The following is a 25,886-nucleotide window of genomic DNA, read 5'->3' on the forward strand; positions in this document are numbered from 1 at the left end:
CCTCGCGGCGCGGCGCGGCGCCGTCAGGCGGTCGGCGGCTGTCGTTGCGGCGCCGACGCCGTAGCTACGGACCCGGCGAATATGCACTTCGGCCGAGATGGATTTTCGGCTGTTCGGCAGTGAGACAGTCTATGTCTCACGGAACAGGAAACGGTCCGCCGGTTTTCCTCTCCGCGCTCCGCGCCCGGGTTCCTCGTCGCGGATCACTGGCATGTCTCCGCGCGGGGTGCGGGTGTGGAGGCACCATGGGGGCATGAACGCGTCCGTGTCCCCGGTCCGCAACCTGCGGGAGCGGATCGGCGCGGGCCTCTTCGGTCGGGTGGCCGGCCCCTCCGGCCCCGCCACCCGTGCCCGCATCCACGGCACTCCCGGACCGCGCTGGTTCGGGCCCGAACGGCCCATCCGTACCGTCCACGGCGACGCCTCGATGTTCATCGGGGGGCTGAGCGCGCTGCTCCTCCAGTCGCTGCACCCGCTCGCGATGGCCGCCGTCGCCGCCCACTCGGGTTTCCGCGGCGACCCCTGGGGCCGCCTCCAGCGCACCAGTACCTTCCTGGCCGTCACCACGTACGGCACCGCCCGCGACGCCGAGGAGGCCGTTGCGCGGGTGCGGGCCGTGCACGAACGCGTGCGCGGGACGACGTCCTCCGGCGAGCCGTACCACGCCGCCGATCCGCACCTCCTGGGGTGGGTGCACGTGGCGGAGGTGGACAGCTTCCTCCGCGCCCACCAGCGCTTCGGCGCCCACCCCTTGACGGCGGAGGACTGCGACGGCTACCTCGCCGACACGGCGCGCGTCGCCCGCGCGCTCGGCGTACCGGATCCCCCGCGCGACCGGGCGGAGCTCGCCGCCCGCCTGACGGCGTACCGGTCCGAGCTGCGGGCCACCCCCGAGGCCCGGGACGCGGCGCGTTTCATCCTGCGCGAGCCCCCGCTGCCCTGGCCGGTCAGAGCGCCGTACGCCCTCCTGGCCGTGAACGCGGTCTCCTTGCTGCCGCTCTGGGCCCGCCTCCCCCTCGACCTGCCCCACGCCCCCCGCGCCGAGCGGTTCTGCGTGCGCCCGAGCGGCCACGCGCTGACGAAGGTCATCCGCTGGGCGATGGCCCCACCACCGGCCCCACCACCGGCCCCGCCACCGAGTCCCTGAGGGCGCCGCCCGCCCGGCGGCGGTCGGTCACCGTTCGAGTGTCGCGAGCAGCTCCCGCGGGTCGAAGGTGACCCGGATCCTGCTGATCTTCCCGTTCTCCACGTGGCTCCAGTTCGCCGTCGGGGTGGGCTGCGCACCCCCGGTGTGCAGGTCGAACCAGGTGATCACGTCCGTGTCGTTCGCCACCCGGGCGTGCACCTCGATCCGTTCCAGGATCCGGCGCAGGCCGCGCAGGCCGCCGAGGCAGTCCTCGACGCCGGAGGCGCGGCCGAGCGTGCCGACGAATTCGACGTCGTCGGCCAGGATCGCGCGCAAGGTGTCGAAGTCGCCCGCCTGCCACGCGGAGAAGTACGTCTCGGAAAGCTGTGCCGGAGTCGTCATGCGTCCATGCTGGTGGACCCCGTCCCATCCGTCCAATAGATGGTTGCGATGTGCAGTATCATCACTGCTTATGGAAATCCATCAGCTCCGGTACCTCGCCGCGGTGGTGGACGAGGGCACGTTCACGGCCGCGGCGGCGCGACTGCATGTCAGCCAGTCGGGCATCAGCACCCAAGTCGGTAAGCTCGAAAAGGAGTTGGGGCAGCAGCTGCTGGAGCGCTCGGGGCGAAGGGTACGGCTGACGGCCGCGGGCGAAGCGGTGCTGCCACTCGCCCGGGAGGCCCTGACGACGCTCGACAGCATCGAACACACGGCGGCCGCATTCGCCCAGGCCGCTCGGGGACGGGTGCGCCTGGGCATGATCACGGGCTGCTCGATCCCCGGCTTCCTGGACGCCGTCGCCGAGCTCGGCAGCGCCCACCCCGGCATCGTCCTCAGCTTGCACGAGGGCGACTCCCGCGCCCTGCGGTCCCAGGTGCTCGCACGCTCCCTCGACCTCGCCCTGATCGCGTTCGCCGGGCGGCCCGAGCCCGAGTTGGACGTCAACGTCATCATCGACGAGCCGATCGCCGTGGTGGTGCCCGAGGGGCACCGGCTCGGCCGGACACCGGTGCGGCTCGCCGACGTCCAGGAGGAGAAGGTGCTCTGCCTACCGCACGGCACGGGCATCCGCGAGGCGTACGAACGCTCGTGCCTGCGGGCGGGGATCGAACCGCGGGTGGACGTCGAGGCCAGTTCCCCACTGACGCTGCTGGGGCTGGCCCGACGAGGGGCCGGGGTCGCGGTCCTGAGTCCGTCCTCGGGGGCCGACGAGGGCATGCGCCCCCTGCCCATCACCGACGCGGCGACGCACGCCTGCCTCGGCCTCGCCATCCGCCCGGACCTGCGCTCCCCCGCCGCCCGCCTGACGCTGGCCCGCCTGCGCGCGGCACTCGTCCCCTGAGACCGCTCCCCCGCACCGTCCGCCCCGAGGAAACGCCGTGGGCGTCAGAGGAAGCGGCGGATGGGGGTGACGGCGAGTTCGCGCAGTCGTTGGGCCGGGGTGCGACGGCTCCAGCGGGCCTCGTCGATGCGGACGCTGGCCTGGAGGTCCTCGTCGAAGTGGCCGTCGAGGGTGGCCGTGAACGTCTCGTCCAGGACCGCGAGCATGACTTCCTCGTCGTGGTCCAGGGAACGGCGGTTGAAGTTGGTGGAGCCGGTCAGCGCGGCGATCCGGTCGACGGTGATGACCTTGGCGTGCATCATCGTCGGCTGGTACTGGAAGATCTTGACTCCGGCGGCGAGGAGGTCGGCGTAGAAGTGCTGACCGGCCAGCTGGCAGACGCGCTTGTCGGTGTGGGGGCCGGGCAGCAGGATCTCCACCTCGACTCCGCGGCGGGCGGCGGCGCAGAGGAGTTCGATGAAGTAGGCGTCGGGGGCGAAGTAGGCGGTGGCGAGGCGGAACCGGTGCTGGGCGGACTCGATGGCGACGCGCATCAGCGTCTGCATGTCCTGCCAGCCGAAACTGGCCGAACCGCGGACCACCTGGACGACCGCGTCGCCGCACGGGGTGTGCTCGGTGAAGCGGTCCCGGTCGTCGAAGAGGGTGTCGTGGCACTCGGCCCAGTTCTGGGCGAAGGCCGCGGCGATCCCGTCCACGGCCGGACCGCGCACCTGGACGTGGGTGTCGCGCCATTCGTCGGCGTTCCGTGCGTTGCCGCACCATTCCTCGGCGATGCCGACGCCACCGGTGAAGGCCGTCTCCTCGTCGACCACCAGCACCTTGCGGTGACAGCGGTGGTTCTGCTTGAGCGGGGAGAGCTGGAGCGGCTTGCGGAACCAGGTCACCTCCGCCCCGGCGTCCTCCATCATCTTCAGCAGGTCCTGTTCGATCAGCCGGCTGCCGAAGCCGTCCAGCAGCAGGCGCACCCGGACACCGCTACGGGCCCGGTCGGCCAAGGCCTCGGCGAAGCGGCGGGCTATCTCTCCGCGCCAGTACACGAACGTCATCATGTCGACGGTGTGCTCGGCGGCGCTGATCGCGGCGAGCATCCCGGCGAAGATCTCGTCCCCGTTGCGCAGCACGACCAGGGAGTTGCCCTCGGTGGCGGCGATGCCGATCAGTCTTTCGAGGCGGCGCCGCATCCGCTGCTTCGCGTCGTCCGATCCCGGGGCGGGCGCGGCCGACACTCCGGCTCCTTCTGATTCGCTACATGTGCTCGTCATCACTCCACCTCACCGGTCGCCGGGCTCGCACGCCCTGACGTCAGTCCGGCGCAGGGGCGAGCCGACTGTACACACACCACGCCGCGCGGGCCGCCTCGCCCGCCTGACCACGAGTGGGGGGCCGGGCTCGGGACCGTGACGGGCCCACGGCATTCGCGTCGTGCCGGGGGTCGAGGAGTCGTGGGTTCTCGACGCTGCCGCAGGGGCTCCCCAAGGAGTGGGAGGCCGGGTGGAGGGCGGGCTCCGACGGGTTCTGGGTGGCGTGCGGGGCCGGGGGGAACGGGTAATGTCTTTGTCATGTTCTTCCAAAACCCGATGTACGAGTGAGCGCGTGATGGGCCCCTGCTGACGCCCTTCGACGTCGCCGCGCCCGTCCCCCACCGATGAATCCCCAGATCACTTCACCGCATCACCGGGAGAACCCGTGACCGACAGCAAGAACATCAACAACCCCGTGGGCCAGGGCGGCGGCCAGCGCAAGAAGCTGTCCCGCGCCGAGCGGCAGAACAACGGTCCGCACCGCAACCTCGACCGCAAGAACGCCGCCGACCAGAAGGCGGAGCTGGTTCGCAAGATGCGCGAGAAGGCGGGCGTGACCGAGGGCGCCGAGCAGACCGGTGACGACACCGCACAGACCTGACGTGGCGCCGCCACGAGCGGCACCGCACGGGGCAGGGCCCGGACCTCGACGACGCGAGGTCCGGGCCCTGCTGCCGTGTCGGGCCCGGCCGCCGCATCCGGGGCCGGGTTTGGCTTGACCGTGCACAGCAGGGGTAGGCGCCAGCCGTGTACGGCCCCCTACCGGGCACGGATCAAAGGAGCACCTTCATGATCCTCATCCTCGGACTCATCATCCTGATCGTGGCCGCCATCGTCGGCCTGATCGGAATCTTCGGCAATTTCGGCGCGGGACACGCGCTCGACGCCGGTGGTGATTTCTCGATCCTCGGTTACCACGCCACCGGCTCGACCGGATCCCTGTTCCTGATCGGAATCATCGTGGGAGCCGCGGCCCTCCTGGGCCTGGCGCTGGTGATGCTCGGTGCCCGGCGTTCGGCCCGCCGTGCGCGTGCCCGACGTGAGCTCGGCGCGTCCCGACGCGAGTCGGTCGTCGTCGACCGCGAGCGTGAAGACCTGATCAAGCAGCGTGACGAGGCCCGCGCCATGACCGGGACCGGCGACGACGTCCGTCCCGCGACCGGCGAGCCGGTGGCGGAGGAGCCTCGGCGTCGTGGTCACTGGTTCGGCCACGGAGCGGCTCCCCGATGACGTCGACGGTGGATGCCGGCGGGGCTCTCCGTCGGGCCCGCGCCGGCTCCGTGGGAGCCGGTGCACCATGAGGTGCCGCTTCGGCGTCCGCCCCGGCCGGGCCGCGCGCCCCCGTCGGGGCGGTGGGCCGATCCGGTCCTGGCGGGCCGCCGTGCTCGAGGGGCGGGGTGACCCGGTTGCCCAGCCGCGCGGACGGCTGCCGCGTGCTCGTTCTGGCGCCGTGGCGCCGCTGCGCAGGGCCGTTGCCGCCGCCCGGTCCGCGCCGGCCCCGCGGACGATCGTCGACGTCTCCGGCATCGTCCACGCCGACTCCGGTCTGCTCGGGCTCCTCGTCCAGAACGCCGGACGTCGAAGCGGCGCTCCGGGCGTGAGCCCCGGGCGCCGCCGACGTCTGTCTCTCTTCAGGGGAGGGGCCGTCAGTGCTCGGGCAGGGGCGTGCGCAGGGCGCTGCGTCCCTGGTCCCAGGCGCCACGGATGTGGTCCGCGAGGCGGTCCTCCAGGAGCACCGTCGCCGCGCAGCCGAACGCGACGTCCGCTTCCAGTTCCGGTTCGGTGGCCAGGAGGCCGCCGATGACCTCGTGGCGGACGATCTGCTCGTGGACCGCGTCGGCTTCCACGTGCTCGGCGTAGAAGTGTTCGGCGGCCTGTCCGGCCCCGCAGCGGCGCATGGCGTTGGCCAGCCGCCTGGATCCCGGCGAAGAGGTGACTTCGACGCACGCGAAGTGGCCGACGAGGGCTCCGCGCAGCGCCCGGTGCAGGCCGAAGAGGGACATCAGGTTCACGGTGGCGAGCAGCGGGGCCGACCCCTGGTCCAGGTAGTGGCCGTAGGTGGGGTCGAGTCCCAGGTCGGTCATGAGCTCCGCGAAGAGCCGCGCGTGGACGCGGTCGGCCCGGCCGGCCCCGAACTCGTCGTACTCGATGGCCACCATGGCGGCCTTGGCCCGTCCGGTGAGCCTGGGGATAACCCAGGCGTGGGGGTCGGCTTCCTTGAGGTGGTAGAGCGAGCGCAGGGCCGCGTACTCGCGCAGCTGCCACAGCTCGCCGTCGGTTTCGAGGTGGCGGCTGAGGCTGCCGGAGAGGTCGACGGGCTCGACGAGCAGGGGGGCGAAGGCTTCCTCGACCGAGCGGGGCACGTCGGGCAGCTCGGTGCGCAGGGCGTGCAGGAAGCGGTCCTCCAGCTCCCGGCGCAGCCGCAGGAGGTCCGGGTCCCATTCCCGCTCGTCGTCCACGCCGTCGAAGCCCCGGTAGTGCAGCTCGTAGAGGAGGTAGAGGGCGAGCTGGAGGTCGTCGCCCCAGGGGTCGGCCCGCCCTACGGATCCGGGGGTGTACCTCGGGGACCCGCCCGATCGGAGGGCGTCGATCACGGCCCGGGACAGCTCACCCCGCCCCTCGACGAGACGGGGTCCGGCGGCGGTCGCCGTCGTGCTCGGGGCGGGAGGAGTCATCGGGCGTTCCTGTCGTCGGGGGGGCGGCGCGCTCGCGACGGCGGTGGCTGGTGTCGCACCAGGGGTAGGTGCGGCTGCGGCGGCAGGTGCACACCGCGACCATGAAGCGGTCGGACCGGGCGACCGTCCCGTCGTCCAGGACGATCTCGACCGGCCCCTCTACCAGGACCGGGCCCTGGGGGTCCACCGACACCCGGCGGGCCCGTCCGTCGGCGGGGGCTCGGCGCGCCTCGTGCGGGACGGCGTCACGGGCCGGGTTGCCACCGGTTCCGCTCGGGGCGCTGTCAGAGGTACTGGGCACGGATCACCACCAGCTCTTCCCACTGCTCGGCCTCGGCCGCGAGGCCCTGCTGCTCCAGCCAGGCGCGTCGGGAGCGCAGGACGGGGCCCCACGGCACGGTCGCCGTCGCGGTGACCTCGGCGTACAGCCCGGTGCGGGCCAGTCGGTCGACGGTCTCCTGCGCCCCGCACATCGCGGAGTGGACCATCAGCAGGACGCCTCCGGGATGCAGCAGGTCCCGGGAGCCCGCGCAGATCCGGTCGATGACCCCGCGTCCGTCGAGACCGGCGTCCCAGGCCCGCTCCGGGCCGTGCGACGGCAGCCGGGCCTGGGGAGCGGGGACGTACGGCGGGTTGCTGATCACCAGGTCGTAGCGGTGGCCCGCGGCGCGTGCTTCGAAGTCCCCGTGCAGCACGCGCAGCGCGAGCCGTCGGCGCAGGGCGTTGAGCCGCGCCGTCGCCACCGCGCGCCAGGAGACGTCGACCGCCGTGACGCGTGCTCCCCTGCCCGCGGCGTGCAGGGCGAGCGCCCCGGTGCCGGTACCGATTTCCAGGACGCGCTTGTGGGGACCCAGGTCCTCGTTGGTGAGCGCTTCGGCCAGGAGCCGGGTGTCCGCCTGCGGTTGGTAGACGCCGGGGAGGGCCAGCAGACCGACGGGGAGCGTGGCCAAGGGCAGAGCCGTACCGGACACCGCGTACCTCCGGGTGCGTATGCGGCCCGCCGAGCGGGCCGCGGCGATGGGCGACACCCTGCGACTGCCCTCCGCGGGGCACATCACCCAGCGCGCGTCGATCTTCGGAGGAACAGACGAAGCAGCAGCTGGACTACCTCGTTTCCCACAGGTCGTTCCGTCCCGCCCCCGTCCGTTCAGTCCGCTCAGCAGCCCGGGCAGCACCGGGGCCGGGGGCTGGACGGCGTCCCGGAACTCGGGGACCTCCCGTTCAGGAGCGTGACGTCCTGCACACCGGGGTCGTGCGCCGCCGCCCGACGTTTCCCTCCGGGGTGCGGGGCATACGGGCCCGTGGAGGTGGTCCGTCTTGCCCGAGTGGGTGGATGTGCGGGATCGATTGAGGGCGGCTGCCGCGGATCGGGCGGGGTACGTACGGCGCGCCGTGCGCGCGGCGGGGAGCGAACGGGACGAGCTGATACTCGGCGCCAAGACGGTCGTCGCGGCGATGGCCGCTTGGGTGTCGGCGCGGTACCTGTTGCCGCCGGCGGTCTCGACGTTCGCACCGTTCACCGCGCTGCTGGCGTTGCAGGCGACCGTGTACCGCTCGGTGCGCGATTGCGTCCAGTACCTGCTGGCGGTGGCGGCCGGTGCGCTGCTCGCCGCCACCTTGGCTGCGGTCGCCGGCATCCACGGATGGTCGTTCGGCCTGCTCACGCTGCTCGCGCTGTGCGTCGGGCGGATCGAACGGCTGGGGCGGCAGGGCACCCAGGTCGCCATCGTCGGGTTCTTCGCGTTCTCGTCCGGCCAGGGTCAGATCGGCTACATCGGCCACCTGGCCGGGTCCGTGGGCATCGGCGCGCTCTGCGGTCTCACGGCGCACTTCGTCCTCGCTCCGGCCCGGCACGCGCGTCACCGGCAGCAGGCCGTCGCGGACCTCTACGCCACCATGAGCGAGCGTTTGGACGACCTGGCCGACGCCCTCGAAGCGAGCGACCCCGATCGGGAGCGGCTGGGCCGGTGGCGCCGGGACGGGCACTTGTTGTCCGCCGAGTGCGAGCGCATCCGGAACGGCATCGAGGCCGAGATCGAGAACGGTCACCTGAACCCGCGGCGCAGCATCGACGGCGCGAACCTGGCGCTGACCCGCGCGCGGGAGGCGATCACCATCGCGGAACGTGCCACGGATCACCTGCGCTCGATGACCCGGGCCCTGCACCACGCCCTCGGTAGCCGGGAGCTCGGCGGCCTGCCGGCTTCCTTCCGGCCCGGCTACGGCACGGTGCTGCGCGCGCTGGCCGCCGCGATGCGGGAGATCGGCCAGACGTCCCCCACCGACCCGGGCCGGCTCGACGAGAGGATCGACGGGGCGGCCGAGGAACTCGATGTGGTGACCCGGCGGGAGCTGACCTCCCCGAACGCCTCGCCGGTCGTCCATACCGTGCAGGGCACGCTGCTCACGGACGCCGCGCGCCTGTTGGCCGACCTCCGCTCGGGCCGGCAGGCCCTCGCCGAGGTGTCCTGAACCGGGTCCGCGCCGACGGGTCCGCGCATGACGGAGGGGGGGCGGGGGTCCGGTCGGACCCCCGCCCCCCTCCGTGGTGCGCGGAACGCGTCAGGCCTTTCCGCCCTTCGCACCGCGCGCGGCCGACCCGTCGAACCGTTCCTCGAACCGGCCGGCGGACCGTTCCGCGAACCGGCTGTCGAAGCGGCCGTCGGACCCGCCGTCCGACCGATCCGCGGACCGTCCGTCGAAGGAACCGTCGAGCGGCGCGTCGCCGGACCGCGGCGCCGCCGCGAAGGCCAGGCGGGGCAGGGCGTCGGGGTGCTTCTCCGTGAGCCAGGTGATCACCTGTTCCCGGACCGCGCAGCGCACCGTCCACAGGTCGTCGGCGTCCTTGGCCGTGACGATCGCGCGCACGACCATGGTGGACGGGGTCGTCTCGGTGACGGCGACGTCCCAGCCTCGGCCGTCCCACTCCGGGCAGTGGTGCAGGATCTCGTGCACCTTGTCGCGCATGAGGTCGACCGGTGCCGAGTGGTCGCAGTGGAAGAAGACGGTGCCGGTCATCTGGACGCCGCCCCGTGACCAGTTCTCGAACGGGCGGGTGGTGAAGTACGAGACGGGCATCGTGATCCGGCGTTCGTCCCAGGTCCGTACGGCGAGGAAGGTGAGGGTGACGTCCTCCACCACGCCCCATTCACCGGCCACCACGACCGTGTCCCCGATGCGGACCATGTCGCCGAACGCGATCTGGAAACCGGCGAACAGGTTGCCGAGGGTGGATTGGGCCGCGATGCCGGCCACGATGCCGATGATTCCGGCGGAGGCGAGCATCGAGGTGCCGAGCGCGCGGAAGCTCGGGAAGGTGAGGAGCATCGCGGCGATGGCGACGACGGCCACGACGACCGTCACGACCCGCATGATCAGCGTCACCTGGGTGCGGACCCGGCGTACCCGGGCCGGGTCACGGGTGCTGGTCGCGTAGCGGACGTAGGCCGACTCGACGACGGCGGAGGTCATGGCCACGATCAACCAGGCGCCCGCGCCGATCAGGGTGAGCGAGAGGATCCGGCCGACGGTGGCGGCGTTGTCCTGCAGCGGCGGCCAGGCTATCTGCCGGTACGCGCCCCGGAGCAGGGCGGCGAGCAGCACGATCTGCAGGGAGCGGCGGCAGCGGCGCAGCAGGTTCCACAGGGGTGTTTCGGGGTGGCGCCCGTCGGCTCGGCGCAGCAGCAGGTCGACGGCCCAGCCGGCCACGAAGGTCAGCAGCAGCGAGCCCCCCAGGACGGTCAGCAGGCGAAGAGCGTCGTTCATATCTCCTCAGCGAATGTAGGCGGCATGGACTTCCACGCGCTTGCCCCACCAAGTGCGGCCGACACCGGGGGGCGGTCCGAGCGGAGCCGATACCGGGGGTCCGGCCGCGGCCCGCGGGCGCCGCGACACGGTGCGGACGCCCCTCCGCGCGCGAGGACTGCGGCGGATCAGGCGGAGATCGGCACGAAATCTTTTTTCCGTGCCGCCGTTTGGCCCCGCGGATCGGGGCCATACGGGTCAATGTCGGCGAGTCACCGCTCGAGCGGGGCGGCGAGTCGCCGAGATCGGCGGTCGCACGCCGGTGTCCCGTCCCCCCGGGCACCGCGTGCGGCCGCCGTCCTGCGTTCCGGGCACGTACGTCGCCGGTACGCCGACCCGGGCCCCGGAGGCCCGCCACCTGCGCATGCGGCGGACCGGGACGGGTAGCCGGGCCTTGAGAGGACCCTCAGCGCGACTGTCCGCACCACGGGTGCGGGTCGCCGACGACACGGAAGGGGTGCGCATGTCGCACGTCGAGGAGTACGTCGAGGTCAACGTCCCCGTACGCACGGCCTACAACCAGTGGACGCAGTTCGACGCGTTCCCGGCCTTCATGGAAGGCGTCGAGCGGGTCGAGCAGCACACGGACACCCTCACCCACTGGGTGACGAACGTGAACGGGGTGCACCGCGAGTTCGACGCACAGATCACCGACCAGCTCCCGGACCGGCGCGTCACGTGGATGACGGTGGACGGTGAACCGCGGCAGGCCGGCATGGTCACCTTCCAGCCGATCGACGCGACCACCACCAAGGTTGTCCTGCACATGACCTGGATGCCGGAGGGGCTCGCCGAGACCGCCGCCGACAAGCTCGGCGTCGTCAAGCGGCAGGTGGCCGGCGATCTCAAGCGGTTCAAGATGTTCATCGAAGCGCGCGGAACCGAAACCGGCGCACGGCGGGGCGAGGTCCGACAGGGATGAGAAACACCACGGCGAACAAGGGCCTGCGCAGCGCCGCTCGCGGCGGGGGCGGCAGGGAAGTCACCGCGCGCTGCGGACTGGTGGCGCGCGGGGTGCTGTACGCGCTGATCGGGCTGCTGGCCCTGCGCGTGGCCTTCGGTGACGGAGGCCAGGAAGCCGACCGGCAGGGCGCCCTCCAGGAACTCGCGGAGAAGCCCTTCGGCATCGTCCTCATCTGGACCATCGGCATCGGGCTGGTCGGAATGATGCTGTGGCGCCTGTCCGAGGCGGTGTTCGGCGCCGCCGGACCCGACGGCGGCAAGGCGACGAAGCGACTGGCGTCGGCCGGTCGGACGGTCTTCTACGCGGTCGTCGCGTTCTCCGTCCTGGCGTTCGCGGTGGGCCGCGGCGGCAGCAACGGGGACCAGCAGTCGCGCGATGTGACCGCCAAGGCGCTCGACCTGCCCGCCGGTCAGTGGCTGGTCGGCGCGGCCGGACTCGGCATCGCCATCGCCGGCGTGGTCATCGCGGTGCAGGCGGCCCGGCGTCACTTCCGCAAGCACCTCTCCATGACCGGCGTGTCGCCGGGCGTGCGCAAGGCCGTCATTTTCGTCGGCGTGGCCGGTGGGCTGGCCCGGGGCGCCGTGTTCACGGCCGTCGGCGGCTTCATCGTGTACGCGGCGGTCCGCTACGACCCGTCGCAGGCCAAGGGGATGGACGACACCTTGAGGTCGTTCACCCAGACCGCGGCGGGACCCTGGCTGCTGGTGGCGGTCGCTCTCGGATTGATGCTCTTCGGGGTGTTCTCCTGGGCGATGGCCCGCTGGCGCGAGGTCTGATCCCCGGGGCGGCGCGGGCCCGGTACCGGACGCATGCGCGGGGCCCTGTCGGGCACCTGCGCAGCGTGACCGAGATCCCCCGCACCGCCCCGCGCCCCGTCGGCCGGCCCACCGCCGGCCTCGCGGCGCGCACCCGCGCCGAGCTGCGGCGCACGGCCGTCCGTGTCTGGAACGACAACCTGGCCGACCACGCGGCCGCCCTCACGTACTACGCGGTCCTCGCGCTGCTGCCCGCGCTCGCCATCGCGGTCTCCCTGGTGGGGCTGCTGGGCGGGGCCACGACGGACCGGCTCATCACCGGATTGACCTCGTACGCACCGCCGCAATCGGCGCAGGTGCTGCGCGACGCCCTCAGTGGCCTGCTGGCGGAACGTTCCTCGATGGTGGCGCTGCTGATCAGCGGTCTCGTCAGTTCGGTGTGGTCGGCGTGCAGCTACCTGGCGGTGTTCCGTCGGGCCCTGCACACCATGCACCGGGTCCCCGAGACGCGGCCTCCGCTGCGGGCCGCCCACATGCTGATCGTCAACGCCCTGTCGCTGCTGGTGCTGCTCGTCGCCGGCGCCGTGGGTCTGGTCGTGTCCGGGCCGGTGGGCCGCTGGGTGGTGCGGGCCACGGGCGGGGACAGTCCGCACGTCGTCGCGTTCCTGCGCTGGCCCGTGCTGCTGGTGGTCGTGACCTTCCTGGTGCTGATCCTCTTCCGGACCGGCCCGGCCCAGAGCCGGGGTACCCGGCGGGGACTGCCCGGCGGCGTCCTGGCCGCGCTGCTCTGGCTGGCCGCTTCGGGGTTCTTCACGCTCTACACGGAGCTGGGCACGTACGGCAGGCTCTACGGCTCGCTGGCCGGCATCGTGGTGTTCCTGGTCTGGCTCTGGTTCGCCAACCTGGCCCTGCTCACCGGAGCCCAGTTCAACGCCGAACGCGCGCGGACGCCGCAAGTCCTCCAGCGGGCCGCCTGAACCCCTCGGGCAACCTCCCGAGGCTCACGCCGGGGCCGGCACCGCCCGGCCCCGGCCGCCGGCCAACCGGGAGCCGTCGATCTCCGCCCAGACGACCTTGCCGCTGCCGTGCCGGTAGGAACCCCACCGGTCGGAGAGCACCTGCACGACGCGCAGGCCGTGCCCACCGGGTACGCCGGGCCGGGCCACGGGACGGGGGCGGGGCGGCACCGGCGCACCGTCGACCACGTGGATGCGCAGGGTCTCGCCGGCCGTCAGGACGAGCTCGTGGCAGCCACCGGCGTGCAGGGTGGCGTTGGCCACCAATTCGGAGACGACGAGCAGGGCGTCCTCGGCGCTCTCCTCGTGGTCCCACCCCCAGTCCCGCAGGGTCCGCCGGGTGAAGTCGCGGCCCTTGCCGACCGCGCCCCGGATGCTGCACAGGGTGAGCCTGCGGCTCTGGCCCATGACCGGTACCACCGTGCCCGGAGGTCCGCCCTTGGCTGCTCCCGTCGTGTTCACTCTCATCACCCCGACCGTTGACGTTGCTGTGTGCGGTTGCGTTGCTGTGTGCGTTGAGTTGCCGTTCGGTGCGGGGAAGCGGCTCCGTCCGCGGGCCGCGGGGCGGCCGTCGCGGGTGACCGTCGTCCCCGGACCGCGTATGCCCGCCCTGGCCGCCCGAACACCGTCGGCTTCACGGGTCTCCCCGTACGGGTGTATGGCGGCGGTGCCCGAGCCCGCTCGGCACGTTCGGGGCTCCACCGGGCGGCATGAGTGGCGAGATGGTGGACAGCCGCGCGGTATGACACGCATCTCGCAGACAGGCCGCGGTGGCGAACACGCGGACCGGGACACCGCAGGCGCGGACCGGGACACCGCCGGGAGCACCGGCGCGGGGCCGGACGACGAGATCGAACGCCGGGCTCCCGACGAGCCGACCTCGCTGTCGAAACGGTCGTGGCGCGCCGTGCTGCGGGGGACGGTCAAGGAGTTCACCGAGGACGAGCTGGCCGACCGCGCCGCGGCGCTGACGTACTACGGGGTGCTGGCGCTCTTCCCGGCCCTGCTGGTCCTGGTGTCCCTGCTGGGCATCGCCGGCGAGTCCACGACCCAGCAGGTGCTCGACAACGTGCAGCAGTTGACTCCCGGTTCGGTCAACGACGTGCTCAGCGACGCGGTGACGCAGCTGCGGGGCCGCAGCGGCATCGGCTCGCTCATGGCCGTGGTGGGTCTGGTCGTCGCCCTGTGGTCGGCCTCCGGATACATCGCCGCGTTCATCCGCGCCTCGAACGCCGTCTACGACGTGCCCGAGGGGCGGCCGGTGTGGAAGGTCCTGCCGCTGCGCCTCGCGCTGACGGTGATCCTGATGCTGCTCGCCTGCGCCGCCGCGCTGATCGTGGTCTTCACCGGCGGTCTGGCCCGGCGGGCGGGTTCCGCCCTGGGCATCGGCGACACCGCGCTGACGGTGTGGTCGATCGCCAAGTGGCCGGTCCTGGTGCTCCTCGTCACGATCATGATCGCGTTGCTGTACTGGGCGGCCCCGAACGCCAAGGGCCGGGGATTCCGCTGGGTGACCCCCGGCAGCTTCCTGGCCCTGGCCATCTGGATGCTCGCCTCGGCGGGCTTCGCCTTCTACGTGGCGAACTTCGCCTCCTACAACAAGACGTACGGCACGGTCGCCGGCGTCATCGTCTTCCTCGTCTGGTTGTGGATCACCAACCTGGCCGTTCTCCTGGGCCTCGAATTCGACGCGGAGCTGGCCCGCCAGCGCGCCATCGCGGGCGGGCTGCCCGCGGACGAGGAGCCCTACGTACGGCCCCGCGACACCGCCGCGTGGAGCGACGCGCAACGCCGCCGCATGGAGTGACCCACGAGCCGGCCGGCGATGCACCCGCACCTGCCGGTAACCGGACGGATGGCCGCCCGGTTACCGGGTAGCCGCGTGATGAACAGGCACATGACGCCACGCACCACCCCGCGCCCCTCGGCCCGTACCGTCCGGCGGTCGAGCGGGGCCGGAACAAGACGAGGACGAGAGGGACGAATCGTGACTACGACCGAACAGCGGGCACACGCCGCCGATCCGTCGGTGAGCGTGTTGGTCTCGCGGGCTTCACAACAGATCTCGGAACTGGTCCGGGAGGAAATGCGCCTGGCCCGGGCGGAGATGACGGAGAAGGGCAAGCGGTTCGGAACCGGCGGCGGCCTGTTCGGCGGGGCCGGCCTCCTCGGCATCCTTGCGGCGCAGGCGTTGGTGGCGGCGGGCATCGCCGCGCTGGCCCTGGTGATGCCCTGGTGGCTCTCCGCCCTGATCGTCGCCGTGGTGCTGGCCGCGACAGCGGCCGTGCTGGGCCTGGCGGGCAAGAAGCAGATCGCGCGGGCCGTCCCGGCCGCGCCGGAACAGACCATCGACAGCGTCAAGGCCGATGTGGCCGTGATCAGGGAGAAGGCACACCGATGAGCAACGAGTTCGACCGGGCACAGGCCCACAACGAGCCCACCACGACCGCCGCTCCCACCCCCGCCGAGCTGCGGGAGCAGATCGCGCACACGCGCGACGAGCTGGGACAGACCGTCGAGGCCCTGGCGGCCAAGGCGGACGTGAAGGCCCAGGCGAAGGAGAAGACGGCGGCGGTGAAGCACGAGGCGGCGCAGAAGGCGGCACTGGTCACCGAACAGATCCGGGAGAAGGCCGAGCAGGCAGCGGACCTCGTACGGGAGAAGACGCCCGACCCGATCCTGGAGAAGGCCTCCCGGGCTGCCGCGCAGGTCCGCGAGACCACGGCCCGGGCCGGCGCGCTGGCGTCCGAGAAGACGCCCGATCCCATCCTCGAACGAGCCGGTCACGCCGCGACGACGGTGCGGGCCAATCGGACCCCGCTGCTCGCCGTCGGCGCCGTTGTCGTCGTGTTCCTGCTGATCCGCCGCGGCCGGGGCCGCAAGTGAACGCAACGAAGATCGCTTACCGTCCGGTCGGGCTGGCCCTGGGCGCTGTCAGCGGCATGCTCGCCGGCATGGCCTTCAAGCAGGCCTGGAAATTGATCGAAGGGGAGGGCGACGCCCCCGACGCCACCGACGAGGACCGCAGCTGGCAGGAGATCCTGATCGCCGCCGCGATCCAGGGCGCGATCTTCGCGGTGGTCAAGGCCGCCGTCGACCGGTCGGGCGCCGTCGCCACCCGGCGCGTGACGGGAACCTGGCCGGGCTGACCGGACGCGACGGAGGGCGCCGGGACGCGGGCGCACGCGCGCCCGCGCGCCCGGCCGGCGGCCCCGGCGCGCGGCCGTTGTCGGCCGGCCCCCGGACGCCGCCGAACCCGCGCGGGCCCGGACCGGCGCACCCCCCGCCGTACGGGGCGAGCGATTCCGCCCCGTCCGCGCGCCCATGCGCCGTCGCTCCGGTCGGCGCCCGGAAGGGTTCCGCGAACATCTGCACCTGCCGGCGGTGGGACCCCTCTCCGTCCCCGGAGCGTCCAGTGCGCCCCCGCCGTCCTGGCCGGTCGCCCTGGTCGGCGTGCCTGCGACGGCGTACGCCCGGGCGCGGACGGTGGCCTGACCCGCACGGGCCCAGACCCGGCCACCGGGTGATCCGTACGGGCCGGCCGCGCGTGCGGACCCCGCGACGGGGCATGCGAGCCGTAGCCGCCCCGGGGACAGACCCCGTCGCACGGGCGGAGAACGACGAGGAGACACCGTGTCGGAGCACGTGATGACGACGGACGAGCGGCTGAGGGCCCTGCGCGCGGAACTCCTGACCTCGGGCCCCCACCTCCCCCCGCAGGAACGCGATCACCTGGAAGCCCTCCTCGACAAGCTGGAGGCGGACCGGGAAGCGGACCGGGAAGCGAGCCACACGGGTGTGGGTGAGTCGCTGAACCAGAGCGCCGAACGGTTCGAGGTGAAGCACCCCTCGCTGTCGGCCGCCCTGCGCAACCTCGGCGTCAGTCTGGCCAACATCGGCATCTGAGCCCCTTCCGACGCCGGGCCCGGGGCGGTCGGATGCCGACGTACTGGCTCGTCGGGGTCGGCGTCGTCGTGTTCGGTGGCGCGCTCCTGGGCCCGTTGTTCCACGACGAGTCGCAGCGCCCCGCGAGGTAGAAGAAGCCGACGGAGCCCCTGTGGAGCCGAGGGCAGCGCCCGCCGGCGGGCGGGGGCGCTGTCAGGCGGGGTGACCCGGGGCGATGTCCCGCACGTCGCCGTAGCGCAGCAGGGTCGGCGCGGTCGGGGCCGGCTCGGACACCTCGGTGGGCGACAGGAGGAAGCCCACGTGGTCTCCCCCGTCGATCCGGGACTCGATCCGGCCGACGAACCAGCCGCAGGCGTCGGCCAGCAGGGGGCTTCCGTCGGCGCTGGGGCGCCAGTCGACTCCGGCGAACTTGTCCACCGCGTCGCCCGTCTCGCCACCGAACAGTTCCGCGAGCGGGCGCTGGTCCTGGTCCAGGACGTGCACCGCCAGGTGGGAGGCGCCGCGGGCCACGCGGAACGTGTGGTTGAGCGTGGACAGCCACACCATGAACCTCGGCGGGCGGATCGAGCACTGCGAGGCGAAGCCCACCAGACAACCGGACCGTTCGCCGGCCGAGGCGACGGTGACCACGTACACGGGGCCGTCCAGGACCTCGGCGAATGCGTCGAGCCCCGTCCGCGCCATGACCGATCCCTCCGTCCGCACCGCTCCGCCCCGCCGGGCGTCGTCTACCCCGCAGCTCCCCACCGAATCCCGGGGGCGTGAGGAGCGTTGGGGCACGTGGCTACGACCGGTGCAGACTCCGGGCACGTACCAGGTCGGCGGGGCCCTGTCCGCCGAGGTCCAGGAAGTGCTCCACCTGCCAACTCCGAGTGCTGTCGGCCTGGCGGTTGGTCGTCGTCACCCAGGGCGGGTAGACGCGGAAGCCCCGCTTGCCGCCGATGCGGTTCCGCGACATGACGCCGCGCTCGCACAGCACGTCCCTCGGGAACACGAACTGTCCGAAGCCGCCCCGGTCCCGGCAGCTGATGACGACGAGATCGACTCCGTCTTCGGCGTCGAAGGGCCGGATCGGTCCTTCGACGGACCTCACCCACACGGTGACGAACTGGCCTGCCTTCGTCGGAGTGGTCCTGGCCACGCGGAACCTCACGGCCAGCCCGTCGAGCGTGAAGGCCCGGGCCGCGTACTCGGCGCCCTCCGGTTCGGACACCGGCGGTGAGCAGGTGAAGCCACCGGGGTCGTACACCCGTGACTTCGCCTCCATCAAGTCGTCGTGGATTCCTGTCCAGGGCGGGTTCGACGGCATCCCTCCATCCTGCCATCCGGTGTGGGGCCCGACGGCCGGGTACCTTGACGCGCGGGACGGTCGACGACACCGCGGGAGGGGCCCCTCACCTGTCCATTCAGGTGCTTGCGCGGGCGGCCTTTCGACACCGTGGCACATCCGGCGGCACACCGATTGCAGGATGATCGATTGCCCTTGCCGAAGGGGAGGTCATGCCCCACCCGTCCCACCTGGAGTCCCGCACATGCCGCAGATCACCGTCCGAGCCGTCCGATCCGAGGACTTCGCGCAGTGGCGCGCCCTGTACCGCGGTTACGCGGACTTCTACCGGGTGGAGCAGACCGAGGAGGCGGCCCGGACGGTCTGGTCGTGGGTGAACGATCCCGGCCACGAGGTCGAGGCGCTCGTCGCCGAGGACGCCGACGGACGGCTCCTCGGACTCGCCCACTTCCGTCCGTACGCCCGGCCGCTGTCGGCGACCGTGGGCGGCTTCCTCGACGACCTGTTCGTGGCGCCCGAACACCGCGGTTCGGGCGCCGCCGACCTGCTCCTCGGCGCGCTCCGCGGGATCGCCGCCGAGCGCGGCTGGAGCGTGGTGCGCTGGATCACCGCCGACGACAACCACCGGGCGCGGTCGAAGTACGACCAGGTGGCCACGCGGACCATGTGGGTCACCTACGACATGACTCCCGGCGTCTGATCCTCGGCGCCCGTGATCCGGTCGAGCACGTCCGTGTAGCGGGGCCGCTTGTCGGGACGGGCGTGGTCCACCGCGTAGCGAAGGGCGGGGACCGCCGGCCCGCCCAGGGCGACCAGTCCCTCGACCGCGGCCTTGCGCACGACGGGATGCGGGTGGTCCAGCAGCCCGGTCACGGCGGGGATCGCGGGTTCCCACGTCGCGTGGCAGAGGGTGCGGATCGCGGTGCGCACCAGATCCGGTCGGGGATCGTCCAGCAGGATCGACGTGTGGTGGAGGTGGGTCGGCCGATCGAGCATGGCCCGCGAGGTCCGGTGCGCGTGCACGCGCACCTTGGCTTGAGGGTGCCGCAGCAACACGCCGATCAGCTCGCGCAGTTCGGGGTCCAAGTCGGCGTCCGGGCCGCTGTGTCCCTCGGCCAGTCGCGTGAGCGCGCGGCGTATCCGTACCGGGTCGCCCGTGCGGGCCAGCTCGAACAGCTCCTGCCGGGAGGGGGGTTGTCGGCTCGCCGCCGAGGCGGCCGCGGTCCGGTCCCGGAGCGCGGCCTGCGCGGCGGCGTCCTGGCGGGCGGAGTCCGGGTGGCGCAGCGGGCCGTCGACGAGGAGCAGTCCGTCCGCGAGGTCGTCCCGGCCCTCGGCGCGCAGCCGCCGGCAGGTCCGGGTCAGCGCGGGGGTGCGCAGCAGGGGGCGTCCGCGGAGCAGGTCGAGGAGTCCCCGGGCGCCGGCGTCGATGCGGGGCCGCAGGTGTTCGGCCAGCGCGTCGGCGGGTACTTGGCGCAGGGCCAGGCCGGCGGCGGCGCCGGTGGCCGGTGGATCGGACTCCCACCATTGCAGCAGCAGCGGGACCAGTGGTTCGAGGTCTTCCGGGTCGAGGCGACCCGCCACGAGGGCCACCCTGTCGTGCAGGACGCCGTCCGCGCGGAGTTCGGCTTCGCCGATGGCGTGCAGGTGGCGGGCGAGGTCGGCGCCGACGGGTACGTCGATGTCGCCGCGCAGGAACGCCCGGAGCACGGGGAGCCCGGCGGCGGGCTCGGGCCACTCCATGAGCGTCCGGGCCGCGGTGTGCCGGCGGTCCGGGTCGGGTGCCCGGAGCATGGCCAGCAGCCGCTCCCGCAGGGCGGTCGATCGGGGTTGGTCCAGGTCGTCGATGTGCACGGTACGAGGTCGGCGGGCCGGCGCGCGGACGGGCTCGGTGAGGGTCCAGGGTGGTGCGTCGAGGGGCTGGAGGGAGGTCATCCAGTCGACGAGGGCGGAGCGGATTTCGGGGCCCGCGGAGCCGTGCGCCTCGATCAGGGCGGCCAGGCGGTCCCTGGAGCCCGGGACCTCGTCCTGTTCCCCCGGGCGGCAGGTGCGACGGAATTCCTCCAGGGCGGCGGGGGTGCGCGCGGCGCCGGCCAGCGCGGCCCGCCACGCCCGAGTCCGGGCGGCCGCTGCGGCGTCGGCCTCGGCCGGGGCGGGCCCGGCGTGCGCGGTCTCCTGCGCGGTCTCCTGCGCGGTGGCGAACGCCTCCCGTAGCACGGCGGTCCCGGCCCGCCGGGGGTCGGTGTCCAGCGCGGCCGAGGCGAGGGCCCGGTCCAGGTCGGCGCGGACCAGTACGGCGCCGAGGCCGCGCAGGAGCGGCAGGGTGGACCGGCGTGCCCCGGGTACGGCGGGCAACGCGCGTACCGTTTCGACGACGGCCGGCCGCGCGACCGCCGGCAGGGTCGGCGCGACCGCTTCCAGTACGTCGACGAGGTCGTCCCGGTCGGCGGCCCCGACCTCGGCGAGTCCGTCGAGGAGGACGCCGACGCACCGCGCGAAGGCCGCCAGTTCGTCCGTCGTCCACGGTGCGGAGCAGAGCCGCAGCGTGAGGCGCAGTACGCGGCCCCGGGTCAGGGGTTCGGACGCGGCGAGGCGGAGGCAGTCCGCCAGCATGTCCCGCAGCCCGTAGAGCCGCCCGGAACGCGGCAGCTCGTCCCTCGCGGCGATGCGGAGGGCGATGAGCGGATCCCAACCCGCGGTCCGTAGCGAGTCGACGTCGGGGTCCGCTGCCCAGCGCGGGGCCGTCCACGGTGCGGCGGGCCTGCTGATCCCGTGCCCGGCCAGGGCCGTCGACAGTTCCTCGACCCTCCCGGACGCGAGGGTGAGCCGGGCTTCGGCCACCAGGGCGAGCAGACCGGGGGCGACCGGGGACGCCTGGCGGTGCAGGGCGAGGACCGCCCGGGCCGACAGTGCGCCGTCCAGTCCTTCCAGCAGCCGTTCACGACCGCGGCCGCCCTCGCCGTGTTCGGCGGCGGCGAGGACGGTCGCCGGGTACGCGGGACCGAGAACGGCGCGCAACGCCTTGACGAGCGCGTCGCGCAGAGCCGGATTGTCGTATCGTCCGAGCGCCCGGAGCAGTGCCGGTACCGCGTCGGGCGCTCCCGCGTGGACCAGGACCTCGGCGGCGGTCTTCTTGATGTTCATGTTCGGGTGGTCGAGACGTGCGGCGATCGCGCCGGCGGCCCAGCGGGCCCCTGCCTGCCCGAGGGCGCACAGCGCCTGCCGGACGGTCTGGACGTCGCCGGCGGCGGTGAGCGCGATCAGGGACGCCGACAGTGCCTGCGCGCCGTCCCCGTCGGCGTCGCGGGCGAGGAGGGCGATGACGTGCTTGCGCACGTGGCGGTCGCGGTGGCGCAGGAGGTGGTGCGCCCGCGCCCGGGTGCCCGTCCAAGGGGCGCGGAGCAGGAGTTCGCACAGGATCGCCTGCTCGGCGTTCGTCAGTCCGGGCCGGTCCAGCAGGTCCAGGGCCGTCGTCGCGACGATCGCGTGTCCGGCCTCCTGCGCGGTCGACACGTCGAGCAGGCAGGACGGCCTGACGCGTCCCCGGTCGTGGAGACGGCGTCCGAGGCCGTGGACGGCGTCCACGATCTCCCGGGGTACGACCGGTTCCCCGGCCGGCGCGCCGTTCTCGGGGCGCGGGAGTTCGCTCGCTCCGGGTTCCGCGGCGGCGGCCAGATCGGTCACGACGCGCAGGAGCAGGTCCGCGATGGCGGGCAGGGTGGCGGCGCTGCCGTGGGCGGCCAGTCGACACAGGGACGCCACCGGCTCGTCCGGGTCCAAGTGGGAGCTGAGGAGGGCGAGTTCCCGCTCGTCGGGGCCTGCGAGGTCCGCCGCGACGCGTACCGGGAGGTCGGTGGGATCGAGGCGTACGAGAAGGGCGCGTCGCTGCGCCGGTTCGTGGGTCAGGTGCCACAGCACTTCGAGGGCCCGGTTGCGGACGGTGCGCAGGTGCGGCGCGATCACGCCCGCGCCGTCCTGCGCGGTCAGGCCGAGTCCGTCGCGCAGCGCCGTCACCGTACGGTCGCCGCCGATGGCCTCCAGGGCGTCCAGGGCCGCCGCGGGCGCTGTCGGCAGGAGGGCGATCACGGCGTCCTCGGCGTCCGTGTGGCGTACGGCGCGGATCGCACGGAGGAAGGGTACGGGCGCGGGCGCCGAGGCGAGGAGTCGGGTGATCGCGTCCCCGATCGGGAGCTCGCCGGTCCCCTGGCCCGCCAGTGCCACCAACAGGTCCAGTCGGCGGGGCCAGTTCGGGTCGTCCGCGGGCGCCTCCACGAGGGCTTGGAACAGCGCCCGTCGACAGGTGAACAGGATCGTCGCGACCTGTTGGGCCGGGATCGAGTGGTCGGCCAGGGCCAGGTCGATGAGGGACGGGACGAGCGGCGCGTCGGGGAAGTGCCCGCGCCGGTGGAGCCCGCGCAGACAGGTCAGCGCGGGGCCGCCGAACAACAGCGGATCGCGGGCGGCGACGGCCGTCAACGCGTCGATGTCACCGCGGTCCGCCAGGTCGCCCAGCAGTTCCATCCCGCGCCGACGGAGCGCCGGCGGCGACTGCGTGTCCTCGATGACCTGCCACAGCAGCTCGCTGTGCCCGTGCCGGGCCGCGGCCACGAGCGCTGCGGCGGCCGGCTGGGGGCGTGCGGCCACCGCGTCGGCCGCGAGGAGGGGGAACAGGAGCCCGGCCGGCAGGGTTTCCAACACCGCCCACGGCTCGCCGAGTTCGTTCAGGGCCGCGACGACGAGGGATGCGCCGTCGGCGCCGAGCAGGCCGATCAGGTGGCCGCGGACCAGGGCGGGACCCAGCACTCCGGCGTGCAGCCCCTCCCGGGCCAGCCGCAGCGCCGCGGCGTGCAGTTCGGGATCGCCGGTCGCCAGCAGCTCGCCGACGAGTTGCTCGGGTCGGCGGGCTTCGGTGGCCTTCGTTTCCCGTACGGCCTGGTGCAGCAGCTCGCTCGGCGGCTCCCGGCGGAGCACGGTCGGCTCGTTCAGCAACTCGGCGCGCAGCCACGCCATCCGTACCCGCGCCGGCAGATCGGCCGTGCGCCATGCCGGCCGGCGCTCCGGCGGGAGGTACGGCCACAGTCGTTCGTGCAGCCGCGCCAGGACGAGGGCGGCCTCCGGCGGTCCGTCGACCTGCGCGGGCAGCAGCTCCGCGAGTTCGACCGTCTCCCGTTCACCGCCGGCGCTGCCGGAGGCGACGCGCTCGGCGAGGAGTACCAGCCCCAGGTGCCGCACGTGTGGGTCCTCGTGCCGTACGAGGGTCTCGAAGGCGGCCGGCGAGCAGAGCCGCGGATCGAGGTGGTCGGTCAGCCGGCTGGTGTCGGCTCGGCACACCGCGTCGTGGAAGGGTCCGTGCTCCGGCGTGATCATCGTCGGATGCTAGCCGGGGGTGCCGGGCCCCACCAGCGAGATTCACGGCGCCTCGGGCGCCTCGGTGGAGGGGAGGTCGGCGATCGACCCGGCCGGGTCGGCGGCACCGGTCACCCCGGGCGGTGCGAGCGTGATGTGCGGTGCCAGGGCGCGGAGGAAGGCGGGTGCGTCGAACATCGCGCCGGCGGAGGCCACGCCGACCGCCTTGGTCCGGCCCGTGAGGACCCGGTGGAGCGCTTCCACCGCGAGGGGCGCGCTGACGGCGTAGATGTCCCGCCCCGTGGCCACGGCGCGTCGTTCCTCGCCGCCCGAGCGGACGACGGCGTCGACGAGGAACGTCTGGGCGGAGCGCCCGTGGTCGTCGACCGCGGCCGGTGCCGGTGTTTCCGGAGCCGCCAGGTCGCGCGCCGCCTCGACCGTCATGTAGGTGCGCACCTCGGGGATGGCCAGGTGACTGGGGACGGTGACGACGTCGGCCATGGTGAACTCCCCGATCACGGAGCGGACTCCCATCGGCTCGGGGAACGCCCACCGCATGATCGGTGGGGCGTCGTCGCGGTACTCCAACCGCCCGTTGCCGTACACGAGGCGTCGGCCGTCCCGGCGCTCCCGGGACACCGTGCCCGCGGTGCGGGTCCCGGCGGTGGGGTGCCAACCGCTGAGCCCGTACGCGATGTGCGCCTCGTCGGCCGTCGTCCAATCGCCCATCGCGGCGGTGACGAGCAGGTCGCCGAGGCCGCCGAAGAAGGCCATCGCGGGGATGACGGCGATTCCCGCGGCGCTCGCCCGGTCCGCGAAGTGCGCGAACGTGTCGAGGTTGGCCTCGATCTCGGCGGCCACGTCCACGTACGGGATCCCGGCGCGCAGCGCCGCCTCGATCAGCGGGGCGGCGGTCGAGGCGAAGGGCCCCGCGCAGTTGATGACCGCGGCGGCTCCGGCCAGCGCCCGGTCGAGGGCCGCCGGGTCGTCGACCGCGGCCGGTCGGACGTCGGCCTCCGGCCCCGGGAGGGACGCCGCGAAGGCGCGCAGCTCGGCCGCGTCCCGTCCGGTCAGGACGGGGACGAATCCCCGGTTGAGCAACTCCGCCACCACGAAGCGTCCGGTGTGCCCGTAGGCGCCGAACACCGCAACCGTGTGACTGGATCCCATCGCGTTCTCCCACTGTTCTCGCTCGCCCGGTCCCGCTTGTTCAACTGTCAACATCCTCTCGCCGGGGATGATCCTCCACCAGTGTCCGGAACGCCGTGACCCGTACACTTTCGGACATGGACACTGTCGCGCTGGCCGTCACCGACGGGATGCTGCACTTCGAACTCTCCGTTGCCTACGAGGTCTTCGGCGCCGACTCCGCCGGCGCGGCCGACCCCGCGTACGACGTCACGGTCTGCGGACCGGGCCCGGTCCGGTTCGGCAGGTTCCGGCTGGAGCCGGACCACGGGCTGGACCGACTCGCCCGCGCGGACACGGTGATCGTCCCGGGTTGGGCCGATGTCGACGTGGATCCGCCCGCCGATCTGGTCGACGCGGTGCGCGCCGCCCACGAGGCGGGTGCGCGGGTGGCCTCCCTGTGCACGGGAGCGTTCGTGCTGGCCGCCGCCGGGCTGCTGGACGGCCGACGTGCGACCACGCACTGGGCGCACACGCAGGTCCTGGCAACCCGCCACCCCCGCGTCGAGGTCGATCCGGACGTGCTCTACGTGGACAGCGGCAGGGTCCTCACCTCCGCCGGCAAGGCGGCCGCGATGGACCTGTGCCTGCACCTGGTGCGCCTCGACCACGGTTCGGCGGTCGCCAACAAGGTCGCCCGGCGACTGGTCGTACCCCCGCACCGGGCCGGGGGCCAGGCCCAGTTCGTCACCGCTCCGGTACCCGCCCAGGACGACCACCCGCTGACCGAGCTGCTCCCGTGGGCGATCGAGCGGCTCGACCGGCCGCTGACCGTGGAGGACCTCGCCCGGCGGGCCCGGATGAGCTCGCGCAACCTGGGCCGGCACTTCAAGGTGGCGACGGGGACGACCCCGCTGCAATGGCTGCTCACCCAACGCATCCGCCGGGCGCAGGAGCTGCTGGAAACCACCGACGCGAGCGTCGACGCCATCGCGGACTCGACCGGCATGGGCACCGCCACCACGCTGCGCCGGCACTTCAACCGCACGGTAGGCGTCCCTCCGGACGCCTACCGCCGCACCTTCCGCGCGCGGAGCCGCCCGGCCGACGCCTGAGCCCGCTCTCCGACACCGCTCGACTCCCCTCGCGCATCGAAGAGTGACCCCCTCGCGGGCCGGCGCGGCCCCCGTACGCCGCGCGCTCGCGCGCGTCAGGTCCAGCGCGACCGGCTCAGG

Annotated in this window: 26 protein-coding genes; 15 read left to right on the forward strand and 11 right to left on the reverse strand. The window is 73.3% G+C overall.

The features are described 5' to 3' along the window. The first annotated feature begins 253 nt into the window (after positions 1 to 253). The gene (locus ACZ4XJ_RS00915; protein WP_468494823.1) at positions 254 to 1,147 is read left to right on the forward strand and encodes an oxygenase MpaB family protein; all 894 of its coding nucleotides are present in this window, start codon (positions 254 to 256) and stop codon (positions 1,145 to 1,147) included. A gap of 27 nt (positions 1,148 to 1,174) precedes the next feature. Here the strand turns inward: ACZ4XJ_RS00915 and ACZ4XJ_RS00920 are convergent, their stop codons facing one another. Further along, the gene (locus tag ACZ4XJ_RS00920) at positions 1,175 to 1,528 is read right to left on the reverse strand and encodes a nuclear transport factor 2 family protein (RefSeq protein WP_362875519.1); all 354 of its coding nucleotides are present in this window, start codon (positions 1,526 to 1,528) and stop codon (positions 1,175 to 1,177) included. Between the two features lie 70 nt (positions 1,529 to 1,598). Here ACZ4XJ_RS00920 and ACZ4XJ_RS00925 point away from each other — a divergent pair, with 70 nt between their 5' ends. Then, positions 1,599 to 2,471, forward strand: a complete 873-nt coding sequence (locus ACZ4XJ_RS00925) for a LysR family transcriptional regulator (protein ID WP_468494824.1) — start codon at positions 1,599 to 1,601, stop codon at positions 2,469 to 2,471. Positions 2,472 to 2,515: 44 nt separating this feature from the next. On the opposite strand, the gene ACZ4XJ_RS00930 is transcribed toward ACZ4XJ_RS00925, so the two are convergent. Beyond that, positions 2,516 to 3,652 (reverse strand): phospholipase D-like domain-containing protein, encoded by a 1,137-nt coding sequence (locus tag ACZ4XJ_RS00930; RefSeq protein WP_362875672.1) that lies wholly within the window; start codon positions 3,650 to 3,652, stop codon positions 2,516 to 2,518. Between the two features lie 505 nt (positions 3,653 to 4,157). Between ACZ4XJ_RS00930 and ACZ4XJ_RS00935 the strand changes: the two genes are divergently transcribed. Both ACZ4XJ_RS00935 and ACZ4XJ_RS00940 read left to right on the forward strand, forming a co-directional pair. Then, positions 4,158 to 4,373, forward strand: coding sequence for a DUF6243 family protein (locus ACZ4XJ_RS00935; RefSeq protein ID WP_468494825.1), 216 nt, complete (start codon positions 4,158 to 4,160; stop codon positions 4,371 to 4,373). A 188-nt stretch (positions 4,374 to 4,561) separates the two neighbouring features. Beyond that, positions 4,562 to 5,002: a hypothetical protein gene (locus ACZ4XJ_RS00940; protein ID WP_362875522.1), complete on the forward strand. Its 441-nt coding sequence runs from the start codon at positions 4,562 to 4,564 to the stop codon at positions 5,000 to 5,002. A 416-nt stretch (positions 5,003 to 5,418) separates the two neighbouring features. Here the strand turns inward: ACZ4XJ_RS00940 and ACZ4XJ_RS00945 are convergent, their stop codons facing one another. The 3 genes from ACZ4XJ_RS00945 to ACZ4XJ_RS00955 are packed head-to-tail and all read right to left on the reverse strand — an operon-like array spanning position 5,419 to position 7,397. After that, positions 5,419 to 6,447, reverse strand: coding sequence for an iron-containing redox enzyme family protein (locus ACZ4XJ_RS00945; RefSeq protein WP_468494826.1), 1,029 nt, complete (start codon positions 6,445 to 6,447; stop codon positions 5,419 to 5,421). Continuing rightward, entirely contained in the window at positions 6,380 to 6,748 is a 369-nt protein-coding gene (locus ACZ4XJ_RS00950; RefSeq protein WP_468494827.1) for a CDGSH iron-sulfur domain-containing protein, read from the reverse strand. The genes ACZ4XJ_RS00945 and ACZ4XJ_RS00950 overlap by 68 nt, the downstream gene beginning before the upstream one ends. Continuing rightward, the gene (locus tag ACZ4XJ_RS00955; protein WP_362875525.1) at positions 6,732 to 7,397 is read right to left on the reverse strand and encodes a HemK2/MTQ2 family protein methyltransferase; all 666 of its coding nucleotides are present in this window, start codon (positions 7,395 to 7,397) and stop codon (positions 6,732 to 6,734) included. Before ACZ4XJ_RS00955 ends, ACZ4XJ_RS00950 begins: the two co-directional genes overlap by 17 nt. A 367-nt stretch (positions 7,398 to 7,764) precedes the next feature. Between ACZ4XJ_RS00955 and ACZ4XJ_RS00960 the strand changes: the two genes are divergently transcribed. Further along, the gene (locus tag ACZ4XJ_RS00960) at positions 7,765 to 8,919 is read left to right on the forward strand and encodes an aromatic acid exporter family protein (RefSeq protein WP_362875526.1); all 1,155 of its coding nucleotides are present in this window, start codon (positions 7,765 to 7,767) and stop codon (positions 8,917 to 8,919) included. Between the two features lie 90 nt (positions 8,920 to 9,009). On the opposite strand, the gene ACZ4XJ_RS00965 is transcribed toward ACZ4XJ_RS00960, so the two are convergent. After that, positions 9,010 to 10,212 (reverse strand): mechanosensitive ion channel family protein, encoded by a 1,203-nt coding sequence (locus tag ACZ4XJ_RS00965; RefSeq protein WP_362875527.1) that lies wholly within the window; start codon positions 10,210 to 10,212, stop codon positions 9,010 to 9,012. Between the two features lie 502 nt (positions 10,213 to 10,714). Between ACZ4XJ_RS00965 and ACZ4XJ_RS00970 the strand changes: the two genes are divergently transcribed. The 3 genes from ACZ4XJ_RS00970 to ACZ4XJ_RS00980 all read left to right on the forward strand — a co-directional run bounded on the left by ACZ4XJ_RS00970 (position 10,715) and on the right by ACZ4XJ_RS00980 (position 12,947). Further along, the gene (locus tag ACZ4XJ_RS00970; protein WP_468494828.1) at positions 10,715 to 11,173 is read left to right on the forward strand and encodes an SRPBCC family protein; all 459 of its coding nucleotides are present in this window, start codon (positions 10,715 to 10,717) and stop codon (positions 11,171 to 11,173) included. Continuing rightward, complete coding sequence (locus ACZ4XJ_RS00975) at positions 11,170 to 11,991, forward strand: DUF1206 domain-containing protein (RefSeq protein WP_468494829.1); 822 nt, start codon at positions 11,170 to 11,172, stop codon at positions 11,989 to 11,991. The genes ACZ4XJ_RS00970 and ACZ4XJ_RS00975 overlap by 4 nt, the downstream gene beginning before the upstream one ends. A 65-nt stretch (positions 11,992 to 12,056) precedes the next feature. Beyond that, positions 12,057 to 12,947 (forward strand): YihY/virulence factor BrkB family protein, encoded by an 891-nt coding sequence (locus ACZ4XJ_RS00980; RefSeq protein ID WP_468494830.1) that lies wholly within the window; start codon positions 12,057 to 12,059, stop codon positions 12,945 to 12,947. 24 nt (positions 12,948 to 12,971) lie between these two features. Here the strand turns inward: ACZ4XJ_RS00980 and ACZ4XJ_RS00985 are convergent, their stop codons facing one another. After that, positions 12,972 to 13,454: an ATP-binding protein gene (locus ACZ4XJ_RS00985; RefSeq protein ID WP_362875531.1), complete on the reverse strand. Its 483-nt coding sequence runs from the start codon at positions 13,452 to 13,454 to the stop codon at positions 12,972 to 12,974. Between the two features lie 274 nt (positions 13,455 to 13,728). On the opposite strand from ACZ4XJ_RS00985, the gene ACZ4XJ_RS00990 reads away from it, so the two are divergent. The 5 genes from ACZ4XJ_RS00990 (at position 13,729) to ACZ4XJ_RS01010 (ending at position 16,892) form a co-directional block, all read left to right on the forward strand. After that, positions 13,729 to 14,793, forward strand: coding sequence for a YihY/virulence factor BrkB family protein (locus tag ACZ4XJ_RS00990; RefSeq protein WP_468494831.1), 1,065 nt, complete (start codon positions 13,729 to 13,731; stop codon positions 14,791 to 14,793). A 177-nt stretch (positions 14,794 to 14,970) separates the two neighbouring features. Next, positions 14,971 to 15,387, forward strand: a complete 417-nt coding sequence (locus tag ACZ4XJ_RS00995; protein ID WP_468495430.1) for a phage holin family protein — start codon at positions 14,971 to 14,973, stop codon at positions 15,385 to 15,387. Further along, on the forward strand, positions 15,384 to 15,872 hold the full coding sequence (locus ACZ4XJ_RS01000; protein ID WP_362875534.1) for a DUF3618 domain-containing protein: 489 nt from the start codon (positions 15,384 to 15,386) through the stop codon (positions 15,870 to 15,872). The genes ACZ4XJ_RS00995 and ACZ4XJ_RS01000 overlap by 4 nt, the downstream gene beginning before the upstream one ends. Further along, complete coding sequence (locus ACZ4XJ_RS01005; RefSeq protein WP_362875535.1) at positions 15,869 to 16,135, forward strand: DUF4235 domain-containing protein; 267 nt, start codon at positions 15,869 to 15,871, stop codon at positions 16,133 to 16,135. Before ACZ4XJ_RS01000 ends, ACZ4XJ_RS01005 begins: the two co-directional genes overlap by 4 nt. Positions 16,136 to 16,619: 484 nt before the next feature. Further along, positions 16,620 to 16,892, forward strand: coding sequence for a DUF4404 family protein (locus ACZ4XJ_RS01010; protein ID WP_362875536.1), 273 nt, complete (start codon positions 16,620 to 16,622; stop codon positions 16,890 to 16,892). 192 nt (positions 16,893 to 17,084) lie between these two features. On the opposite strand, the gene ACZ4XJ_RS01015 is transcribed toward ACZ4XJ_RS01010, so the two are convergent. Further along, a complete protein-coding gene (locus ACZ4XJ_RS01015) occupies positions 17,085 to 17,576 on the reverse strand; it encodes a flavin reductase family protein (RefSeq protein WP_468494832.1) in 492 nt (163 codons plus the stop codon). 100 nt (positions 17,577 to 17,676) lie between these two features. After that, a complete protein-coding gene (locus ACZ4XJ_RS01020; RefSeq protein WP_468494833.1) occupies positions 17,677 to 18,201 on the reverse strand; it encodes a MepB family protein in 525 nt (174 codons plus the stop codon). A gap of 223 nt (positions 18,202 to 18,424) precedes the next feature. Here ACZ4XJ_RS01020 and ACZ4XJ_RS01025 point away from each other — a divergent pair, with 223 nt between their 5' ends. Continuing rightward, a complete protein-coding gene (locus ACZ4XJ_RS01025; RefSeq protein WP_468494834.1) occupies positions 18,425 to 18,880 on the forward strand; it encodes a GNAT family N-acetyltransferase in 456 nt (151 codons plus the stop codon). Here the strand turns inward: ACZ4XJ_RS01025 and ACZ4XJ_RS01030 are convergent. Beyond that, positions 18,856 to 23,544, reverse strand: a complete 4,689-nt coding sequence (locus ACZ4XJ_RS01030; RefSeq protein ID WP_468494835.1) for a HEAT repeat domain-containing protein — start codon at positions 23,542 to 23,544, stop codon at positions 18,856 to 18,858. The two genes, ACZ4XJ_RS01025 and ACZ4XJ_RS01030, sit on opposite strands and share 25 nt — an antisense overlap. 42 nt (positions 23,545 to 23,586) lie before the next feature. Then, positions 23,587 to 24,693, reverse strand: coding sequence for a saccharopine dehydrogenase family protein (locus ACZ4XJ_RS01035; protein WP_468494836.1), 1,107 nt, complete (start codon positions 24,691 to 24,693; stop codon positions 23,587 to 23,589). Between the two features lie 116 nt (positions 24,694 to 24,809). Here ACZ4XJ_RS01035 and ACZ4XJ_RS01040 point away from each other — a divergent pair, with 116 nt between their 5' ends. Then, complete coding sequence (locus tag ACZ4XJ_RS01040; RefSeq protein ID WP_468494837.1) at positions 24,810 to 25,766, forward strand: helix-turn-helix domain-containing protein; 957 nt, start codon at positions 24,810 to 24,812, stop codon at positions 25,764 to 25,766. Positions 25,767 to 25,886: the final 120 nt, after the last annotated feature.

It is taken from the genome of Streptomyces sp. NPDC029836 (genome assembly GCF_055574495.1).